The organism is Roseateles sp. Mitsp63 (genome assembly GCF_059491535.1).
Genome location: NZ_CP168509.1, coordinates 3141422 through 3160075, shown reverse-complemented (window position 1 = coordinate 3160075; position 18654 = coordinate 3141422). Strand labels below are relative to the sequence as shown.

The 18654-nt window shown below is 73.7% G+C and carries 12 protein-coding genes; 8 read left to right on the top strand and 4 right to left on the bottom strand.

Translation table 11 applies throughout. The features are described from left to right. Positions 1 to 12: 12 nt before the first annotated feature. The 4 genes from ACEN96_RS14005 to ACEN96_RS13990 all read right to left on the bottom strand — a co-directional run bounded on the left by ACEN96_RS14005 (position 13) and on the right by ACEN96_RS13990 (position 5173). Positions 13 to 978, bottom strand: a complete 966-nt coding sequence (locus ACEN96_RS14005; RefSeq protein WP_495583704.1) for a hypothetical protein — start codon at positions 976 to 978, stop codon at positions 13 to 15. A 150-nt stretch (positions 979 to 1128) separates the two neighbouring features. Then, positions 1129 to 1716: an RNA polymerase sigma factor gene (locus ACEN96_RS14000; RefSeq protein WP_495583703.1), complete on the bottom strand. Its 588-nt coding sequence runs from the start codon at positions 1714 to 1716 to the stop codon at positions 1129 to 1131. Then, positions 1713 to 2891, bottom strand: a complete 1179-nt coding sequence (locus tag ACEN96_RS13995; RefSeq protein WP_495583702.1) for an esterase-like activity of phytase family protein — start codon at positions 2889 to 2891, stop codon at positions 1713 to 1715. The genes ACEN96_RS14000 and ACEN96_RS13995 overlap by 4 nt, the downstream gene beginning before the upstream one ends. Next, the gene (locus tag ACEN96_RS13990; protein WP_495583701.1) at positions 2888 to 5173 is read right to left on the bottom strand and encodes a TonB-dependent receptor; all 2286 of its coding nucleotides are present in this window, start codon (positions 5171 to 5173) and stop codon (positions 2888 to 2890) included. The genes ACEN96_RS13995 and ACEN96_RS13990 overlap by 4 nt, the downstream gene beginning before the upstream one ends. A 239-nt stretch (positions 5174 to 5412) precedes the next feature. On the opposite strand from ACEN96_RS13990, the gene ACEN96_RS13985 reads away from it, so the two are divergent. From ACEN96_RS13985 to ACEN96_RS13950, 8 genes are all read left to right on the top strand, one after another. Further along, on the top strand, positions 5413 to 6165 hold the full coding sequence (locus ACEN96_RS13985) for a GntR family transcriptional regulator (protein ID WP_495583700.1): 753 nt from the start codon (positions 5413 to 5415) through the stop codon (positions 6163 to 6165). A gap of 47 nt (positions 6166 to 6212) precedes the next feature. Beyond that, positions 6213 to 7325 (top strand): BMP family lipoprotein, encoded by a 1113-nt coding sequence (locus ACEN96_RS13980; protein WP_495583699.1) that lies wholly within the window; start codon positions 6213 to 6215, stop codon positions 7323 to 7325. A 20-nt stretch (positions 7326 to 7345) separates the two neighbouring features. Further along, entirely contained in the window at positions 7346 to 8962 is a 1617-nt protein-coding gene (locus ACEN96_RS13975; RefSeq protein WP_495583698.1) for an ABC transporter ATP-binding protein, read from the top strand. Between the two features lie 47 nt (positions 8963 to 9009). Continuing rightward, complete coding sequence (locus tag ACEN96_RS13970) at positions 9010 to 10146, top strand: ABC transporter permease (RefSeq protein ID WP_495583697.1); 1137 nt, start codon at positions 9010 to 9012, stop codon at positions 10144 to 10146. After that, positions 10143 to 11126 carry an ABC transporter permease gene (locus ACEN96_RS13965; protein ID WP_495583696.1) on the top strand — a complete coding sequence of 328 codons (984 nt, stop codon included), beginning with the start codon at positions 10143 to 10145 and terminating at the stop codon, positions 11124 to 11126. The genes ACEN96_RS13970 and ACEN96_RS13965 overlap by 4 nt, the downstream gene beginning before the upstream one ends. Positions 11127 to 11140: 14 nt before the next feature. Further along, positions 11141 to 12226: an ADP-ribosylglycohydrolase family protein gene (locus tag ACEN96_RS13960; RefSeq protein ID WP_495583695.1), complete on the top strand. Its 1086-nt coding sequence runs from the start codon at positions 11141 to 11143 to the stop codon at positions 12224 to 12226. Continuing rightward, positions 12219 to 13178: a carbohydrate kinase family protein gene (locus tag ACEN96_RS13955; RefSeq protein ID WP_495583694.1), complete on the top strand. Its 960-nt coding sequence runs from the start codon at positions 12219 to 12221 to the stop codon at positions 13176 to 13178. The genes ACEN96_RS13960 and ACEN96_RS13955 overlap by 8 nt, the downstream gene beginning before the upstream one ends. A 624-nt stretch (positions 13179 to 13802) precedes the next feature. Next, positions 13803 to 18644: a hypothetical protein gene (locus ACEN96_RS13950; protein ID WP_495583693.1), complete on the top strand. Its 4842-nt coding sequence runs from the start codon at positions 13803 to 13805 to the stop codon at positions 18642 to 18644. Positions 18645 to 18654 lie beyond the last annotated feature (10 nt).

Genomic DNA, 18654 nt, shown 5'->3' with positions numbered 1-18654 from the left:
GACTCCCCCCTTTCAATGCGCGGCCGCGGTGTCGCGGGACGCCGCCGTGGCCCGGGCCAGGCGCGCGAAGTCGCGCAGCCAGACGGCGAAGCCGTCGGCGAAATCGACGGCGCTGCGGCCATCGACCGGGCAGCGCGACATCAGGCGCGCGCGGCCGCGCTCGCGGGCCACGGCGACGCCGGCCAGGGCCATCAGCGTCGTGTTGGCCTGCAGCGCGAGCCGCCGCCGCTCGAGCGTGTCCAGCGCCTCGGCGCCGAGGTCGGAGACCAGCACCAGCGTGTCGGTCCCGTCCTCGCAGGCCAGGCCGATCGGCATGCCCTCCAGCGTGAACGAGCCGCTGCGCGCGCCGGCCAGCGCGTCTCCCGCGGGCAGGCCTGCTTGCAGCAGCGCCCCGTGCACGCGCACGAGCACGCGCTCGGGGGCTTCCAGGAATGACGCGTCGACATCGGCCACCTCGGCGCCTCGGCCAGGCGCCGCGTCCGCGGGCCGGGCGGCAAGCATGGCCGCTTCGGCCGGCGCCGACACGCCCTCGAGCAGCGCCTGCCGCAGTTGCAGCAGCCCGGCCAGTTCGACGGCGAGCAGATCGGGATGCTCATGCCCGGCGGCGGTGCGCAGGATCAGCACGGCCTCGCCGTCGTCGTTCAGTCCGAAGGCCGCGTGCGTGCCGGCCAGCGCCTGCCCGGTGGCGAGCAGCAGCGCATCGCACCACGCCTCCTCGCCGACCGCCGCCGGACGCGCGGCGCGCGTGACGGCCAGCCAGGGCCCCGAGGGCTCGTCCCGCAGCGGATGCAGCGACAGCGGCTGCCCGTCGAGTTCGATCAGGCCGGTCTCGCCGAAATGCCGCGCGACCTCGGGGCTGGCGCCCAGCCGCTGCGCGGCCTCGCGGCGCCAGTCGCCGATGAGCGTGGAAACGGCGGCGGCGTGGCCGGGGATCATCCCGTTCGCCGGAGGTGTCGTTGACGCGAGGGTGGTCGTCATGGGTGCTCCCTGGCCGCGTTGTGGAGTGAGGGGGTTCGGCCGGGAATGACGATAGGCACGGCGAGATGACGCTCGCGCGATGGACGCGAAGGCTGGCGCCCCGAAACGAACGCGGCGTCGTCATCGGCCGCGCGGTTCCAGCGAGCGCGCTCAGCCGGCGCGGGTGCCGGCCGACGTCCGCGCGATCGCCGGCAGCACGTCCTTCAGCTTCTCGCGCGCGCGCATCAGGCGCGCCTTCACCGTGCCCGAGGGGCAGCCCATGATCCGGGCGATCTCCTCGCAGGACTCGCCCTGGCAGTAGGCCAGCTCCAGGGTCGTGCGCTGCGGCAGCGGCAGCTCGGCCAGCCCGCGGTTCACCCAGTCCCGCAGTTCGCGATCGGGGCCCTCGTCGAAGGCCGGCTCCGCCGCGAGGAGCTCCGCCTCCGGCACCGCCGACGCATTGATCTCCTGCGCGTTCTCGCGGTCCCGCAGCGCCTTGAGCATGCAGCGGTACGCGATGCCATGGATCCAGGTGGTCACGCGCGACTCGCCACGGAAATTGGCGGCGCTCTTCCAGACCACCCACAGCGCATCGTTGACCGCCTCCTCCGCCAAGTGCGGCCGCGAGCAGCAGCGCTGGATGAAGCGCGTCAGCCGCGGATGGAAATACCGGTACAGCTGCTCGAACGCCGCGCGGTCCCCCGTGCCGGCCGCCTGCAGCCAGGCCTCGAGCAGCGCTTCCAGATCCTCGTCGTTCATTGATCCACCTCGAAGGCCAGCACCTGCGTGCGCTGGTGCGGCGAGAAGTTGTCGTCGGAAATCATCACCAGCGTCCGCCGGCCATCCGGCCGCGCCGGTCCCCAGGCCATGCCTTCGAGGTTGTCGATCGGTCCGCGCGCGCCGGTGGCCTGGAGATCCAGGACCAGCCGCTTGCGCATCGGCACGACGTCGGCGTCGCGCAGCGAAGCCACGGCCGCGATGTCCGTCGCGCCGTCGGCGCGCGCCTCGTAGAGCCGCACGTGGAACTCGAACACGCGCTCGGCGACCTCCCGGCCGGACCTCTCCAGCACGAGCAGCGTGCCGGCCGGCGTGACCAGCAGTTCGCTGACGCCGTTGTCGGCGCGGCGCTTGCCACCCGTCGGCGCCCGCGGGACCGCATCCACCGGATAGGCGTACTGCCCCAGCACCTGGCCTTGCCGGTCCAGGTGCGTGAAGCGGGTCAGCGCGCCCGCCTGCAGCGTGGGCGGCTCGCCGTCCTCGATCAACGGCGCCTCCATGCTCGCCCACACGGAGCCGTCCGCCGCCAGGCCCAGCCCTTCCAGGCTGAGGTTGTCGCGCGCGCCGCGAGGCTCGCCGGGATGCACGCGCAGGCGCTCGGGCAGTGGCAGCTCGCCGGCGAAGCGCCCGTCCCGCTCCGACCAGCGGATGAAGGGCTGGATGCCGCGCGGCCGGTCGCCTTCGCTGGACCAGAGCAGCCGGCCGGTGCGCGGGTCCAGGCGGATCGCCTCGGGATCGGGGATCTCGGGGCGCGGCTCGCCGGGATGCGCCGCCGCGCGGCCATTCGGATAGGGCTGGCCATCCCGCTGCAGCAGCGTCGTGAGCCCCGTCACGCGCACGTCCTCCAGCCCATCGGCGTTCCAACGCAGCGTCGCCGTGTAGAAGCGCGCCGGCGCCTCGTCGGACCGGTCGTCGCTGAGCAGATACCAGGTGTCCCGGGCGGGGTCGTAGTCCAGGCCGGAGATGCCGCCAAGGTGGCGCAGCAGCGGATCGGCATCGACGCGCGGGATGAGGGTCTCGCCGATCAGGCGCAGGCGCATCGGCGGCTCCGCCCACCGCGTCAGCGGCGCGCAGCCGCCCAGCAGCGCCGCGGCCCAGGCGGCGGCCGTGAGCAGGACCGCCGCGCCGCCGGACCGGACCAGCGCAGGGCGCGTCACAGTTCCATCCTTGCCCACACCACGACCGTGCGCGGCGCGCCGATGAAGTAGCGCCCGATGCTGGAAGGGCTGGTCATCAGCTCGGGCGCGACGCCGGAGAGGTAGTGCCTGTTGGTGATGTTCTCCAGGTTCAGGCCGAGGGTCAGGCGTTCCCACTGGTACGACCCGCTCGCGCCGAGCAGCGTGTACGCCGGCATGCGCTCGTCGACGCCGCTGCCCGCCACGCGCGGATTGGCGTAGTAGCCGGCCTGGCTGGAGACGTGGCGCAGGTTGGCCCCGAGCCGCCAGGCGTCGCCCGGGCGCCAGGTGGCTTCCAGGAACAGGTTGCGCGGCGCGATGCCGACCAGGTCCGCGCCGTCGCGGATGAAGCCCTTGGCCGGATAGCCCTGCGCGTCGACATCGCCCAGCGCGTAGCGCGCCTTCTGGTACGTGAAGGCGCCATACAGCCGCCAGGCCGCGCCGACGCGGGCGTTGGCGCTCAGCTCAATGCCATCGATGCGGCGGCCCTGGTCCACGTTCTCCGACTGGAGCGTGCCGGCGATGTCCGCGGCCACCGTCTCCTTGGAGCGTATCGAGAAGCCCTGCACGCTCAGCGCATAGCCGTCGCCCTTGTGGCGCAGGCCCAGGTCGAAGGCCTTGGCGCTGTCCATGCCGCTGGGCCGCGCGGCCGCGGCCATCGTCGCGGCCGCGCCGCCCTCCAGCGTCGCGTCGGTCACCGTGGCCGCGTTCTTGGCGTAGCCCGCGAACAGCTCGGTGTTGGCGCCCAGCGGCACCAGCGCGCCGAGCTTGGGCAGCACGCCGGAGTTCACCCGCGCCTCGTTGACGAAGTTCAGCCTGCCGGTGCGCGAGTCCTGCGTCGGCGCCCGGTAGTCGACGCGGTTGTCCAGGTAGGTCAGGCCGTAGTCCAGCTTGATCCGGCCATCGAGCAGGCTGCTGCGATTGGCCAGGTACACCATGGTGCTGCGGTTCTTCCAGTGCTTGTCCTCGCTGATCGCGACCGGCGCCGCCGCGTAGTCCGGCCCCGCGGCCTCGTCGACGACCGGATGCCAGCGCCGCACCTGGCCGCGCTCATAGCTTTCGTACCAGGCGCCCGCGCGCCAGTCGAGCAGGTCGCCGTGCCGGGCGCCCACCTCCGCCAGCGCGCCGTTGCGCGACAGGTCGTAGCCGTTGCCGCGGAAGTACAGGCTGCTGGCCGAGCCATCGAGCCCCGGATAGCCGCCATTGCCCAGGCCCGTCTCCTTGCCGGTCCCGTCCTGCCCATGGTGATAGGCCTTGGCCGACACCTTCAGGGCGCCCAGCGCGGTGCTCAGGCTCAGATAGCTCAAGCGGTCCTCGCGCGGGTTGCCCTTCAAGCCGCGATAGTTGCGGTCGACGCCGGGCACGCCGGTCCAGTGGTCGGTGTAGCCGTCCTGCTTCGGATCGGCCTGGAACTGCTTGAGCGTGACGATGTTGCTCGCGCTCGTCTCCTTGCGCTCGTTGAAGCTGGAGTACAGCTTCAGCGTCGTGTCCTGACCCAGCCGCCACGCCAGCTTCAAGTCGGCGTGATCGCGGGTGTCATGGCCGGAGGGATCGTCCACGTAGGACACCTGCCACTGCTGCCGGGACACGCTCAGGTAGGCGCTGAGGCCGGGCGCGAGCTCGCCACTGTCCACGCGCGCATGGAGCCGGCCGAGCGCGGCGCTGCCCGCCGCGCCTTCGACGCGCAGGCCGAAGGCGCGGCCCGGATCCTGGGTCAGGTAGTCGATGTGGCCGGCCAGCGCCTGGTGGGACGGCGCGCCGACGATGCCGGCCGACTGCGACACGTCGATCGCGGCCAGGTTGCTGCTGTCGAAGAAGCGCGTCGGCACCGAGCCGCCGCCCAGCGTCGTGCGGCCGTTGGGGATGCCGTCGATCGAGAAGCCGATGCTGTCCTTGCCGAAGCCACGCATGCTGATCGTGCTCTCGAAGCCGTCGCCGCCGAAGGCATTGGACGAGCCGACCTGGATGCCGGACACGCGCTCCAGCAGCTTGTCGGCCGAAACGCCGGTCGGATAGTGCTCCAGGTCGGCCGCGGTGATCTTCACGTTGGCCCGCGACTGGCGCATGCCGATGGACTCGCCCATCACCGTCACCTGGCCCAGCGACTGCGAGGCCGGCTGCGACGCCGGCGCGGCCTCGCTGGCGGGGCGGGCCGTGGCCTCCTGGGCCAGGACCGGCTGGACGTGGGCGGCCAGCAGCAGCGTCGCCAGGGGCAGCGCCGCCAGCGGCAGCGGCGGGAAGGGTTGTCTTGCGAGGGAGCGCATGGTGGAGGAGCTTTCAGCGGAATGACCGGAACACGGGGTGGGGAGGTACTGCGTGGTTCGGGCCGGATGATCATTCACTGGTACGTACCACGTCAATCTCACCACGACATCTTTTCGTTAGAACTCCGGGTTTTCCTTCTGGCACAACACCTGTCACGGCGGCGTAAGCAAGCCATGCGAAGCGGCCGGCGAGGACGCCTCTTGACCGTCTGGTACGTACCATGAGAGCATTGATGGACATGAGCAAACGCCCCACCGAGGCCTCCGCGCCCCCTCCCCGCTACCGTCAGGTCGCCGATGCGCTGCGCGCGGCGATCGATGACGGCCGGCTCGCCGACAACGAGGCCCTGCCCTCCGAGCGCGAGCTCACCGAACAGCACCAGGTCAGCCGCGACACCGTCCGCAAGGCGGTGCGGCTGCTCGAGGACCACGGGCTGGTCTACAGCGACCATGGCCGCGGCACCTTCGTGGCGCCGGCGCTGGTGCGCCGCATGTCGCGCTACATCGATGGCTTCTCCGAGGACACGCGCCAGCGCGGCGGCGTGCCCAGCCAGCGCATCCTCAACCTCGAGTTCAGTCCCGCCACGATGGCGATCGCCCAGCTGCTGCAGCTCGAGTCGGGCCACCCGCTGACCCGCGTGCGCCGCGTGCGCCTGACCAACGGCGTCCCCATCGGCCTGCACGACGCCTACTTCCCGCTGCCGCCCGGCGTGAAGCTGGAGCTGCAGGAGGTGGAGCGCACCCGCTCGCTGTACCAGCTGCTGATGGAGCGCGCGGGCTTCGCGCCGGTGGAGGCCGTGGAGAACCTGTTCGCCGCCACCGCCGACGCGGAGGAAGCGCGGCTGCTCGGCGTGCCGGAAGGCGCGCCGCTGCTGGTCTGCGAGCGCATCACGCTGTCCGAGCGGCGCGAGCCGATCGAGTACTGCCTCATGAAGTACGTGTCCAGCTACCGGTACAGCGCGCGGATCACGCAATCCACCCGGCTGGCCTGAGCGCCTTCGGCCGCCCTCTTCCGCCCCCCTTCCCGGCACCGCCGCCGATGCGCCCTTCCCTCCGCTTCCTCCTGGGCCAGCTCCTCTGGCTGCTCGCGGCCGTGGCGCTGCTCTACGCCCTCAAGGCGGCGGGCGAGCGGCTGCTGCCCCGTGCCCAGGCCGGCCATGGGCTGCGCGCGGTCCTCTTCATCAACGGCACGCTGGGCGACAAATCCTTCTTCGACGGCGCCGCCAGGGGCATGCGCGAGGCGGCGCGGCAACTGCCCGTCGCGGTCCGGATCGTCGAAGGCGGGACCGATCCGACGCGCTGGCTCCCGGCCTTGACGGCGCTGGCCGACAGCGGCGAGTTCGACCTCATCGTCACCGGCACCTTCACCATGGCGCCCTACGTCGAGCAGTTGGCGCGGGCCTATCCGGACCGTCGCTTCGTGCTCTATGACGCCGCCGTGGACGCCGGCCGCTGCGCCTGCCGCAACGTGCGCTCGCTGCTGTTCCGCCAGAACGAGGGCGCCTACCTGGCCGGCTGGCTGGCGGCGCGGCTGGACCGGGCCGGCCTGCCCGGTGTCGCGCCCGGCGGCGGCCTGGGGGTGATGGGCGGGATGCAGTTTCCGGTGGTCGACGATTTCATCGTGGGCTTCCGTGCCGGCGCCAAGGCCGCGGCGCCGGATCTGCCGGTCGCGACCCAGTACGCCAACTCCTTCTCCGATCCCGCGCTGGGCAAGGAGATCGCCAAGACGCTGTTCGCGCGCGGCGCCGGCATCGTGTTCCATGTGGCGGGCGCCAGCGGCCAGGGCGTCAACGAGGCAGCGCTGGAGACCGGCCGCTACGCCATCGGCGTCGACGTGGACCAGTACGCGCTCTACCAGACGCGCCAGCCGGCGCTGGCGGCGCGCATCGTCACTTCCGTCGTCAAGAACGTCGACGTCGCGGTGCTGGAGGCGCTGCGCGCGTCCTTGCGGCAGCCCGCGGCGCCGGGCGGCGTCGTGTCGCTCGGCCTGGCCGAGCGCGGCGTGAGCCTCGCGCCCCGGGCCGGCCTGCTGGCGCAGTGGCCGCCGGCGCTGTGGCAGGAGCTGGAGCAGGTGCGCGCGGAGATCGTCGCCGGGCAGCGCCGCGTGCCCAGCGCCTTCTCGCGGGGGACGCCCGGAGGAACGCCGGAATGAATGCCGGGATGAATGCCGGGATGAGCGCCGCCCCGCCCGGCCTGCTGTCGCTGCACGGCGTCTCCAAGCGCTATGCCACCGGCACGCTGGCGGTGGACCAGGTGAGCCTGTCCATCGCGCCGGGCCAGGTGCATGCGATCGTCGGTGAGAACGGCGCCGGCAAGTCCACCGTCATGAAGATGCTCTACGGGCTGGAGCAGCCCAGCGCCGGAGAGATCCGCCTGGACGGCCGGCCGGTGCGCTGGCGCACGCCGCGCGAGGCGATCGCCGCCGGCATGGGCCTGGTGCCGCAACACGTGACCCTGGTGCCGTCCTTCAGCGTCGCCGACAACGTGGTGCTTGGCCAGGAGCCGCGCCGCGGTCCGCTGCTCGATGCGCGCGCCGCGGCCGAGCAGGTCGCCGAGACCGCGCGCCGCTTCCGCCTGCCGCTGGATCCCCGCACGCCGGTGTCCCGGCTCTCGCTCGGAGAACAGCAGGCGGTGGGCCTGCTCAAGGCCCTGCACCAGGGCGCCCGCATCCTGATGCTCGACGAGCCGACGGCGGTGCTGGCGCCCCAGCAGGCCGCGGCCCTGATGGAAGCGCTGCGGCGCTACGCCGACAGCGGCCTGGCGGTGGTCCTGATCACGCACCGGATCGCGGAGATCCGCGAGGTCTCGGACCGCTTCACCGTGCTGCGCGGCGGCCGGGTGGCCGGCAGCGCCGCGACCCGGGACGTCGGCGAGCCCGAGATCGCCGCGCTGGTGATGGGCCACGCCGCGGCGCCGCGGCGGCCGCGGTCCTCGCCGGCGCCCTCGCCCCGCGCGCCGGTGCTGAGCGTGCGCGATCTCTCGGCCCGCGATCCCGGCGGCCGCCAGACGCTGGAGGACCTGACGCTGGAGATCGCCGGCGGCGAGATCCTCGGCGTGGCCGGTGTCGAGGGCAATGGCCAGGGCCTGCTCGCGGACGTGATCGCGGGACTGACGCGCGCCGCGCGCGGCCAGGTCTCGGTCGACGGCGTGCCGCTGAGCGGACAGGGCGACGCCGGCATCCGCGCGGCCCGGGCCGCGGGCGTCGCGGCGCTGCCGGAAGACCGGCTGCGCGACGGGGTCGCGCCGGACATGAGCATCACCGAGAACGCCATCGCCAACCGGCATGCCGCGCCGCCGCTGGCGCGGCGCGGCCTGCCCGGCTGGTTCGGCGCGCTGGACCTTGCGCGGGCGGCGCGCGAGACCGCCCGGTTGCTGCGGGACTTCGGCGTCGTGGCCGCCTCGCCCGAGGCGCCCATCCGCTCGCTGTCGGGCGGCAACATGCAGAAGGTGGTGCTGGCGCGCGAGATCGCGCTCGCCCCGCGCCTGCTGATCGCGAGCCAGCCGACGCGCGGCGTCGACATCGGCGCCTGCCAGGCGCTGCACGAGCGGCTGCTGGCCCTGCGCGACGGCGGCGCGGCCGTGCTGCTGATCTCGGCCGACCTGGACGAACTGCTGGCCCTGTCCGATCGCATCGCCGTGATGTCGCAGGGCCGGCTGGCCGGGCACTTCGCGGCCGCGCAGGTCGACGCGCGGCGCCTGGGCCTGTACATGACCGGCGTGCGCCGCGATCCACAGGCCCGCGCCGGCCTGGCCGCCCCCTTCACCCCCGACGAGGATCTCCTGCCGTGACGCCCGCCGCCCCTCCCGCGCTCCGGAGCTCGCGCCGCACCGGCCTCATGACCCTGCTCGCACGGGCCGGCGCCCGCATCGGCACCCTGCCCCTGTCCCTGGCCGCGGCGCTGCTGGCCGGCTTCGGCCTGACCGCGCTGGTCAGCGACGAGCCGCTGCGCGCCTGGCTGGCGCTGCTGACCGGCCCGCTGCCGGAGCTGCATCTCGGCCCGAACGGCTGGGAAGCGCGGCGCCTGGTCCTGTTCGGCGCCGCGATCGAGGACGCGATCACGCTGGCGCTGCTGGGCCTGGCGATCGCACTGCCGCTGCGGGCGCGGCAGTTCACGCTGGGCGCGGACGGGCAGATGTTCCTGGGCGCGCTGGCCGCCGTCGCGACCAGCCTGGCGCTGGCGGCGCTGCCGGCGGTCATCGTGCTGCCGGCCTCGTTCCTGGCGGCGATGGCCGTGGGCGGCGCCTGGGGCCTGCTGCCCGGATGGATGAAGCTGCGCCACGGCGCCAGCGAGATCGTCACCTCGCTGATGCTCAACCTGATCGCGGTGCAGCTGTTCCGGCTGATCCTCAGCGAGTGGATGAGCGATCCGCAAGCCGGATTCATCGCCACGCCGCTGCTGCCGCCGGCCGCGTCGCTGGGCGTGCTGATCCCCGGCACCCACGTGAGCGCGATGCTGCTCCTGGTGCCGCTGCTGGCCTGGGCCGCCCAGGCGATGCTGGACCGTACCAGCGCCGGCTATGCGCTGCGGGCCGTCGGGCAGGCGCCGGACTTCGCGCGGCGGATGGGGCTGCCAGTGGCGCGCACGGTGATGCTGTCGACGGCGCTGGGCGGGATGTTCGCGGGACTGGCCGGCCTGCATGTCAGCCATGCGCTGCTCGGGCGGCTGCCGGTGGACCTGCCCGCCGGCCTCGGCTATGAAGGGCTGGTGGTGGCGCTGCTGGCGCGCAACGAGCCGCGCGCCATCCCGATGGCCGCGCTGCTCTACGCCTACCTGCGCGCCGGCGGGCAGGCGATGGAGCGCAGCACCGACGTGCCGCGCGAGATGGTGCTGGTGATCCAGGCGCTGATCATCCTGTTCGTCGTCTCCGAGCGCCTGTGGCCGAGGCTGGCCGACGGCCTCGCGCGCCGGCGGTCCCGGCGCGGCCCCCGCGCGATCGAACGCGCCGAGCCCTCCCCCGGAGCCGCCTCATGACCGACGCCTGGACGCTCGCCGCCGCCGGACTCGCCGTCGCGCTGCTGCGCGCCACCACGCCGATTCTTTTCGCGGCCCTCGGCGCGCTGGTGTCGGAGCTGGCCGGCTGCATCAACGTCGCGCTGGAGGGCCTGATGCTGATCGCCGCGTTCTCCGGCGTCATGGGCGCCGTGCAGGCCGCCGAGCTCTGGCCGGCGCTGCCGGTCTGGGGCCATGCGCTGGTCGGCGGCGGCGCGGCGCTGCTGGCGGCGCTCGCGCTCGCGCTGCTGCTGGCGGTCTTCCATCTCGAGTTCGGCGCCGACCTGATCGTCGCGGGCATCGCGATGAACCTGCTGGCCGCCGGGCTGACCGTGTTCCTGATGGCCAGCTGGGTGGGCGACAAGGGTTCCACCGCCGCGCTCGTCAGCCCGGCGCTGCCCGCGCTGCGGCTGCCCGGCCTGGCCGGCTGGCCGGCGCTGGATCTGCTGGTCAACGGCGAGGGTGGCCGCGGCCATCCGCTGCCCCTGCTGCTGGCGCCGCTGGCGGTGGCGGCGGTGGGGCTGCTGCTGTACCGCACCCCATGGGGCCGCTGGCTGCGGGCGGCCGGCGAGAACCCGGCCGCCGCGCTGGCCGCCGGCATCCCGGTCAAGCGCATGCAATACCTGGCCCTGCTGGCCAGCGGCGCGCTGGCCGGCCTGGGCGGCGTCTACCTCAGCATGGGCTACGTGACCCTGTTCCAGGCCGACATGAGCGCCGGCCGCGGCTTCCTGGCGCTGGCGGCCGTGTTCCTCGGCGCCCGCGCGCTGGCGGGCACCACCGCCGCGGCGCTGCTGTTCGGCGCCAGCGCGGTGCTGGCCACGCAGCTCGGCGCGCTGGCCTGGCGGCCGCAGCTGCCGCAGATGCTGCCGCCGGCCGTCACCCTGATCGCCATGGCCGTGGCCGGCGCGCGCCGCGCCCGGCGGCCCAGGCCCGGCGCCCCCGAGATTCCCCACAGACTTTGAAGGACCTTTCCAGGATGAACCAAGAGCAACTGCGCGAGCGCATCCAGGCGTCGCTGACGCTGGCCGGCATGGGCGACGCGCTCGGCGCGCCGACCGAGCAATGGAGCATCGACGAGATCGCCGCCAGCTTCGGCGGGCTGGTCACGCGTTTCGAGACGCCCACGCCCGACACCTTCGCCGGCGTGAATGGCGGCTTGCGCGCCGAGGTGACGGACGACGCCAGCCAGATGTACTACCTGGCCCGCGCGCTGGTGGCCGCCGATGGCCGGCTGGACCAGCCTGGCTGGGTCGCATGCCTGCTGGACTGGGTGCGCACCAGCCCCAAGGCCGGCTTCATGGGCCCCAGCACCGCCGGCATCGTCAAGGCGCTGCAGGACGGCACGGACCTGGCCAGCGTGGGCGTGATCGGGCAGTCGCGCCGCAAGCTCACCGGCATGGGCACGACCAACGGCGCCGCGATGCGGGTCGCGCCGGCGGGCCTGATCCACCCCGGCGACCTGGCCGCGGCCTGCGAGCAGGCCTTCGTCACCTGCATGCCCTCGCACGACACCGGCGTGGCGATCTCCGCGGCCTGCTCGATCGCCGCCGCGGTGTCGCGGGCGCTGGTCACGCCGGACGCGCCCGACGCGCTGGGAGAAGTGCTGGCCGCCGCCGTGGACGGCGCGATCCGGGGCGAGGAGATCGCCCGCCAGCGCGCCCGCGGCGTCGCCGGCCCGCGCTACCTGGCGCGGCTGGAGGCGGCGCTCGAGATCGCCGTCGAGGCGCGCGACGACCACGGCTTCATGACCCGGATGGAGGGGCTGGTGGGCAACTCCGTGCTGGCGGCGGAGTCCGTCCCCGCCGCCGTCGGCATCGTGGCCTACACCCGGGGCGATCCGATGCGCACCATCGCGATCGGCGCGTCGATCGGCAACGACACCGATTCCATCGCCACCATGGCCGGCGCGATCGCCGGCGCGTGGCGCGGACTGGCCGGGGTGCCGGAGGGGCTGCGCGCGGAGTTCGAAGCCGCCAACCGCGCGGACTTCGACCTGGACGCCCTCGCGTCCGGCCTGGGCGCGCTGGCCTGGCGCCACTGGCGGGAGCGGCGCCATGACTGAGCGCCGCCGCTGGGATCTGCTGGCCTTCGGCGATCCCTGCATGGACCTGAACCTGGACGTCGAGCAGTGGCCCCAGGCCGGCGGCAAGGTGATGGCGCGCGCGGCCGGCCATTCGGCGGGCGGCACCACGGCCAACGCGGCCTGCGCGCTGTCGCGGCTGGGCGGGCGCGCGGCGGTGTTCGGCCGCATCGGCGCCGACCTGTTCGGCGAGCAGTTGCGGCGCTCGCTGCGCGACGACGGCGTCGACGTCGAGCACCTGCAGGTCGCGCCGGGGCTGCCGTCCGGCCTGGCCATCTCGCTGCTGCCGCCGGGCGGCGACCGCGGCCTGGTGGTCGCGCCGATGGCCGCCGCGCCGCCGCCCTTCCCCGCGCAGCGCCTGCACGATGCGTTGCTGGAGTCGCGCGTGCTCTACGCCATGCCCCGCGACCAGGCGGAGCTGACGCGCATCAGCCAGTTGGCGCGGCGCACCCGGACGCGCGTGGCGATTGATCTTGAACCGACGGCGGCCGGCGACCCGCAGGCCCTGTCGCAGCGCCTGCCCTGCGCCGACCTGGTGTTCTTCAACGAGGCCGGCTTCCGGGCCGGCACCGGGGAAGCGCCTTCCGCCGACGGGCTGCGACGCCTGCTTGAGCTGGGGCCGTCCTGCGTCGTCGTCACGCTGGGCGCGCGGGGCGCGATGGCGGCGGACCGCGATGGCGCCGTCCGCCAGGCAGCCTTGGACGTGCCGGTGCGCGACACCACCGGTGCTGGCGACGCGTTCAATGCTGCCTTCGTGCTGGCCCAGCTCGAGGGCCAGCCGCTGGCGGCGTGCCTGCGCTTCGCGTGCGCGGTGAGCAGCTTCGTGATCGCGGAGGTCGGCGCCCGCGCGGGCCTGCCGTCGCGGGCCGCGGTCGACGCGCGGCTCGGCGAGGCGCGCTCGCGACGCCCGGACGGTCCCGACACCGTCTGGTGATTCGCAAGGCCCTCACCCCCGCCCTCTCCCGCAAGCGGGCGAGGGGGTAAGAGCCGGACGTCGTCGTAGTAACCCCCCTCGCGGGGGGGCGAGGGAGTTCTTGCCGGCAGCGCCCGCTCGTTCCTACACCCTCGCCCCAGCGGGGAGAGGGAGGGGAGAGGGGACTCGTGCCACAGCGCTGCTGCCCTTCGAAGCACCCCCTCTCCCCTGCCCTCTCCCCCCTCGCGGGGGGCGAGGGAGTTCGTGCCGGCAGCGCTCGCTCGTTCCTACACCCTCGCCCCAGCGGGGAGAGGGAGGGGAGAGGGGGCTCTCGCCACAGCGCTGCTGCCCTTCGAAGCACCCCCTCTCCCCTGCCCTCTCCCCCCTCGCGGGGGGCGAGGGAGTTCTTGCCGGCAGCGCTCGCTCGTTCCTACACCCTCGCCCCAGCGGGGAGAGGGAGGGGAGAGGGGGCTCGTGCCACAGCGCTGCTGCCCTTCGAAGCACCCCGGCGGTTGCGCGCCCGAAGCGCGCCGCTTCGCCTCCCCGCTCGGCGCTGCGCTTCCCGCGCCGGCGCGGCACGGCGCCGCCCTAGCCTGCGATCCAGCGCGCGACTCCTCGCGCATCGCATCCCTGGAGCGCCCCGCCATGGTCACGCTGACGCCCGTCGGTCCGACGTCCCCTTCGTCCTCCGCCGTCGAACTCACGCCCCCGCCTGGTTCGTCCACGGGCACCGTGCTCCCCCCCAGCACCGCCGGCTCGATGCCGACCGGCTCCGGCGGCCAGGCGCTGGAGCGCAACCCGCGGGCGTCCTCGCAGCCGCCGCTGCAGCCGCCGCCTCGCGCCGACGTGACCACGCTGGCGCAGCTGCTGTCGCGCGGCACAGCCGCCGCGGCGCCATTGCCGGGCGCGCCGCCCACCACCGCCGCGGGCGCGCCATCCACCGCCGCCGCAGCCCAGACCGGTCCCGTCCAGCGCATCGATCCCGTCGCTGCCGTCGAGCGGGTCCTCGCCGCGGCGCCGGCCGATCCGGCGCGGCTGGCCCAGCTGAAGACGGATTACGGCGCCACCCGCGAAGACATGACGCGCTTCACCGCGCGCTTCGAGGCGGCGCTGGTGCCCTCCGCGTCCGCGGGCGCGCAGCTGGAGGACCTCAACGACCACAGCCACGTGCTGAAGCTGACCGGCCACGGCCCGCACGGCATGACCGTGGCGGAGCGGCTGCCCGTCATCAGCCAGACGCTGCCCGGCGAAGCCGAGCCGCGCTTCTTCGTCAAGGGCTACGGGGACCGGCTGATCAGGCTGGCCGACCTGGAGGCGCTCGAAGGCAGGGGCGTGCTCGCCGGCCGGCCGCCCAGCGGCGGCGCCGCGCCCGACCTGGAGGCCGGCCCGCCTCCCTCGGGCCAGCCATCGCCGGCCCGCGGCGACATGGAGACCTCGCTGCGCTCCGCGATCAAGCAGCTGTCGATGGACTCGGCGCTGCACGCGCGGCGCTCCCATGCCGAGTCCGACGACCCGATCATGCAGGTGCCGCCCAACCCCAGCGCGATGCCGAAGGAAGCCCAGTGGTGGTCCAGTCCCGAGACGGCGACGCTGCCGGGCTTCGGGCCGACGCTGCCCAATGGCCTGACCGCCCTCACGCCGCACTTCTACAAGTCGGAACGCCTGTTCCTCATCACCGCGATGGAGGGCTACGAGGAGCACCGCGGCCAGTTCACCCCGCCGGCCGAACGCCCGCCCGCGCTGCGCGCGCAGACCGCCGGGGACCTGGAGCACCCGCCCTCGGCGGTGAACGTGGGCGGGCCGGTGCTGGCCAAGATCCGCGGCATCAGGCAGTGGGAAGTGATGGGCCCGACCGAGCTGACCGGCGTGAAGTCCGCCAAGGGCGCGCGCGCCTTCGAGGCGCTGATGGACACGCTGCGCGAGCACCTCGGGCACGCGCGAACGGACGCGAGCGGCGACAAGCCGGTCGTCATCCGTTTCACCACGGACGACCAGGCCGTGCATGAACTGACCGCGGGCGCCAAGGGCCTGCACATGAAGCTGCTCAACCCGACGCCCAGCGCCGGCCACGGCGACAGCGCAGGGATGATGCAGGCCGGCCATGGCGCCGCGGCCGACATCGACCTGTACTCCTACGAAGGCCAGTACAACGGCCTGCGCGCGAGCAGGTCCGGCACGGCCGAGCCGGCGCTGGTGCTCTCCACCGGCGAGGCGCTGCCGGCCGGCCCGCTGATCAAGCAGGCGCCGTCCGTGCCGCGTTCGGTCATCGAGCGCACGGCACGCGCGACGCTGCGGCTGATGACCTCGCAGCCGGCGGTGGGCGTCGGCACCGAGCGCACGCTGGACTACACGATCAACACCGCCGTCAAGGTGGCCGCCAAGACCGGCGTGGTCTACGGATTCAACATGCTGGGCCGCATGGCGGCCGCCGGCATCGGCGTCGCCGGACTGAGCAGCCAGGGCGGCGGCGGCATCGGCTTCGAGGGCCTGGCCAAGGCCGTGGGCTGCATGGTGGCGGCGCAGGAGGCCACCACCTTCGCGATGACGCAGTTCGGCAAGATGATGCCGGCGCACTTCCAGTGGCCCGAGGGCCGGATGGGCCGGTTCGCCATCCGCGCCATGCTGCCCGGCGCCGAGGAGATGCTGCGCCTGTCCCTCAACATGAAGCTGCAGCAGGCCTTCGGGCTGCACCGCGGCAACGCGGTCGACGTGATGTCGCTGGCCTCCGCCTCGGTCGCCAAGGGCGGCGTCGAATGGATGAAGTCGCGCGCCGGCGATCCCGCGAACCATGCCGCCGCCCATCTGTCGCTGACCCTGCTCTACAACACGATCTACAACGTCGCGCGCGGCGTCTCCAACGCCTTCACGCTGCCGGGCGGCGACGGCCATCCATCGGCGCGCACCGTCGGCGCGACGCTGGCCGCGCGCGCCATCGGCCGGCTCGACACGATGTACGAGCCGATGCTGGCCACCATGCTCAACAGCGCGGGCTTCGTCGGCGAGAACGCCAGCGCCTACGACCACCAGATGAGCCGCGAGACGCGCGGGATGGGCAACCCGATCTCGATCATCGACCGCGCCATCACCGACGTCTCCAACGCCGCCGCCGATCTGGCGGGGCGCAAGCTGGAGGAGAACCGGACCGCGCTCATGATGCTGCTGAGCGTGCGCGAGGGCATGGAGGGCGTGCGGCAGTACCTGAGCCGCTTCCCGCTCGAGCACGAGGCGGGCCGCTTCAGCGAGATCGGCTCCGAGCTGGCGGCGGTCCACGAGTCGATCAGGCATGCCTCAAAGCCGCTGACCCCGGACCGCGAGCGGGCCATGAACGAGCGCCTGCAGGAGAAGCTGGACGCGCTCATCGAGGCGGCGGATGGCGGGCCGGCGGCCACCGAGGCGCAGGCCCGGGCCGAGGCGCTGCGCTACGACGTCGCGCTGCTGGATGCCAAGGACCGCGAGACCTTCGAGCGCCAGAGCCGCGCCGCGCGCGAGCAATGGTCCCGGCGCGGCAGTTCGCCGCAGACCAGCCAGCACCACGAGATCGTCAACGACTACAGCAACCGCGGCCGGCCGGTCGACGCGCGCCCGGGCCTGCTGCTCGACTCGGCCGAGGTGCCGCGCAACGTGACCACCTGGACGCGGCGCGGCCAGGCGGCGGCCTGGCCCACCACCGCGCTGATGGCGGGCGCGCCCGGGATCCACACGCCGCGCCAGGACACCGGGCTGCCGCCGGTGTCCGATCTGCTGCGCCAACGCGCCACCAACTCGGCCTTCCTCTACACGGTCGAGTCCGGCATGTTCCACCTGCCGCTGCGCTTCGACTACGTCGGCCAGCTGCAGTACCAGCCGATCCGGCCCAAGAGCCTCATCAGCGTGCCGCACATGGTGCTCACCACCTCGGGCCGCAAGCCCGATGGCGGCGAGGGCCTGGTCGATCCGAGCGCCATCCTGGACGTCAACCTGGCGGCGCGCTACGCCCCCAAGTTCCCGGCCAACCTGGACCGCGCCGCGGTCACCGAGGCGTCCTACATCGCGCCGGGCGGCCAGACCCGCTTCGGGCAGCCCGTCGAGCACGGCGCGTCGCCGAACAAGACCGTCACCGAGGGCGAGGTGGTGGCGCTCACCGAGATGTACTCGGCCACCACGTCCAGCCGCATGGCGGCCTACTTCGGCGCCGGCATCAACGCCGGGGCGACGCGCGACCGCAGCCTGCGCATCCACGCCAAGCTGCTCAGCGGCGTCAACTTCGCCAAGGTGAGCGACCTGGCCCAGGGCGAGGTGGTGGCCGTGCCCGGCGTGCTGATGCGGGTGCGCAAGATCGACGCCGACGCGGGCAAGGGCCCGGGCGTGGACGCCCCCGGCAAGAACGTGCAGGACCTGGGCCAGGTGGTGTATTTCGAGCAGGTCAACACCTACGAGCTGGAGCAGCGCTTCCATGAGAAGAAGGCGCGGCCGTCGGTGGACCTGCGCGAGGGGCAGGAGGCGATGGAGCCGCGCTCGGGCCATCTGCTCAAGGCCACCCGCCAGCCGGCGCCGGATGCCTGGGTGTTCGACCTCGGCGAGGACCGCTTCCGGCGCCTGGACAGCGCGAAGGACGCGGGCCGGCAGGTGCTCGAGTGGTCCAACAACAAGAGCTACTTCCTCGGCCGCGGGCTGGAGGACCTGGACCGCGCCGGCGAGCAGGGCCCGCCCGAGCGCGCGCGCTGGCTGCATCCCTACAGCGGCGACCAGTCGATGCGGGCCATCAAGGAGGCGACGCATGCGCTGATCCTGGGCAAGGACCCGCTGGTGGCCGAGGGGCTGCTGGACCTCGCGACGGAGAACGTGCACCACGCCCACTTCCGCGAGGCCGGCGGCTATGCCGCCACCGCGGCGGCGCGCGAGGCCGCCGCGCAGCGCCAGGCCGTGCGGGAGCAGGCGCAGGCGGTGGCGGACGGCATCGGCGCGAAGGCGCTGTCCAGTCCGCTCTCGGCCCGGGATGCCGAGTCCTTCAGCTGGCTCATGACCAGCCTGCTGCGCAAGCGGATCGAGCTGGTGGTGCTCGACGCGTCCGGCCAGGCCGAGCGCAAGCCCTTCGACATGACCTACGACAAGATCGACCTCAAGCGGGAGGCCGAACTCAGCGATCTGACGGACAAGCGCCACGAGCCGGCGCACGTGATCGTGGTGGCGCCCGATGGCGTCTTCACGCCGCAGGTGCGCGGCGGGCGGCGCGAGATGGCCAGGATGGACGAGGCCGGGGCCGGGACCGGCCCGACGCTGGGCGGCCTGGTGCATGCGCTGGTGCGGCAGGCCTATCCCGAGGCCGGCCGCTACACCGAGGACGCCGCGGGCGCGCTGCGGCCCGACAAGGCGGCGCAGCGCGGCGCCCAGGACATCCTGGACACGATGAAGGACGCGGTCCGCGCCGACTACCTGCCGCTGCAGGCGGCGCTGGTGAAGCAGTTCGGCGCGCCGGAGGAGACGCGGGCCGCGGCGCGCCCGGCCTGATCCGGCGCCG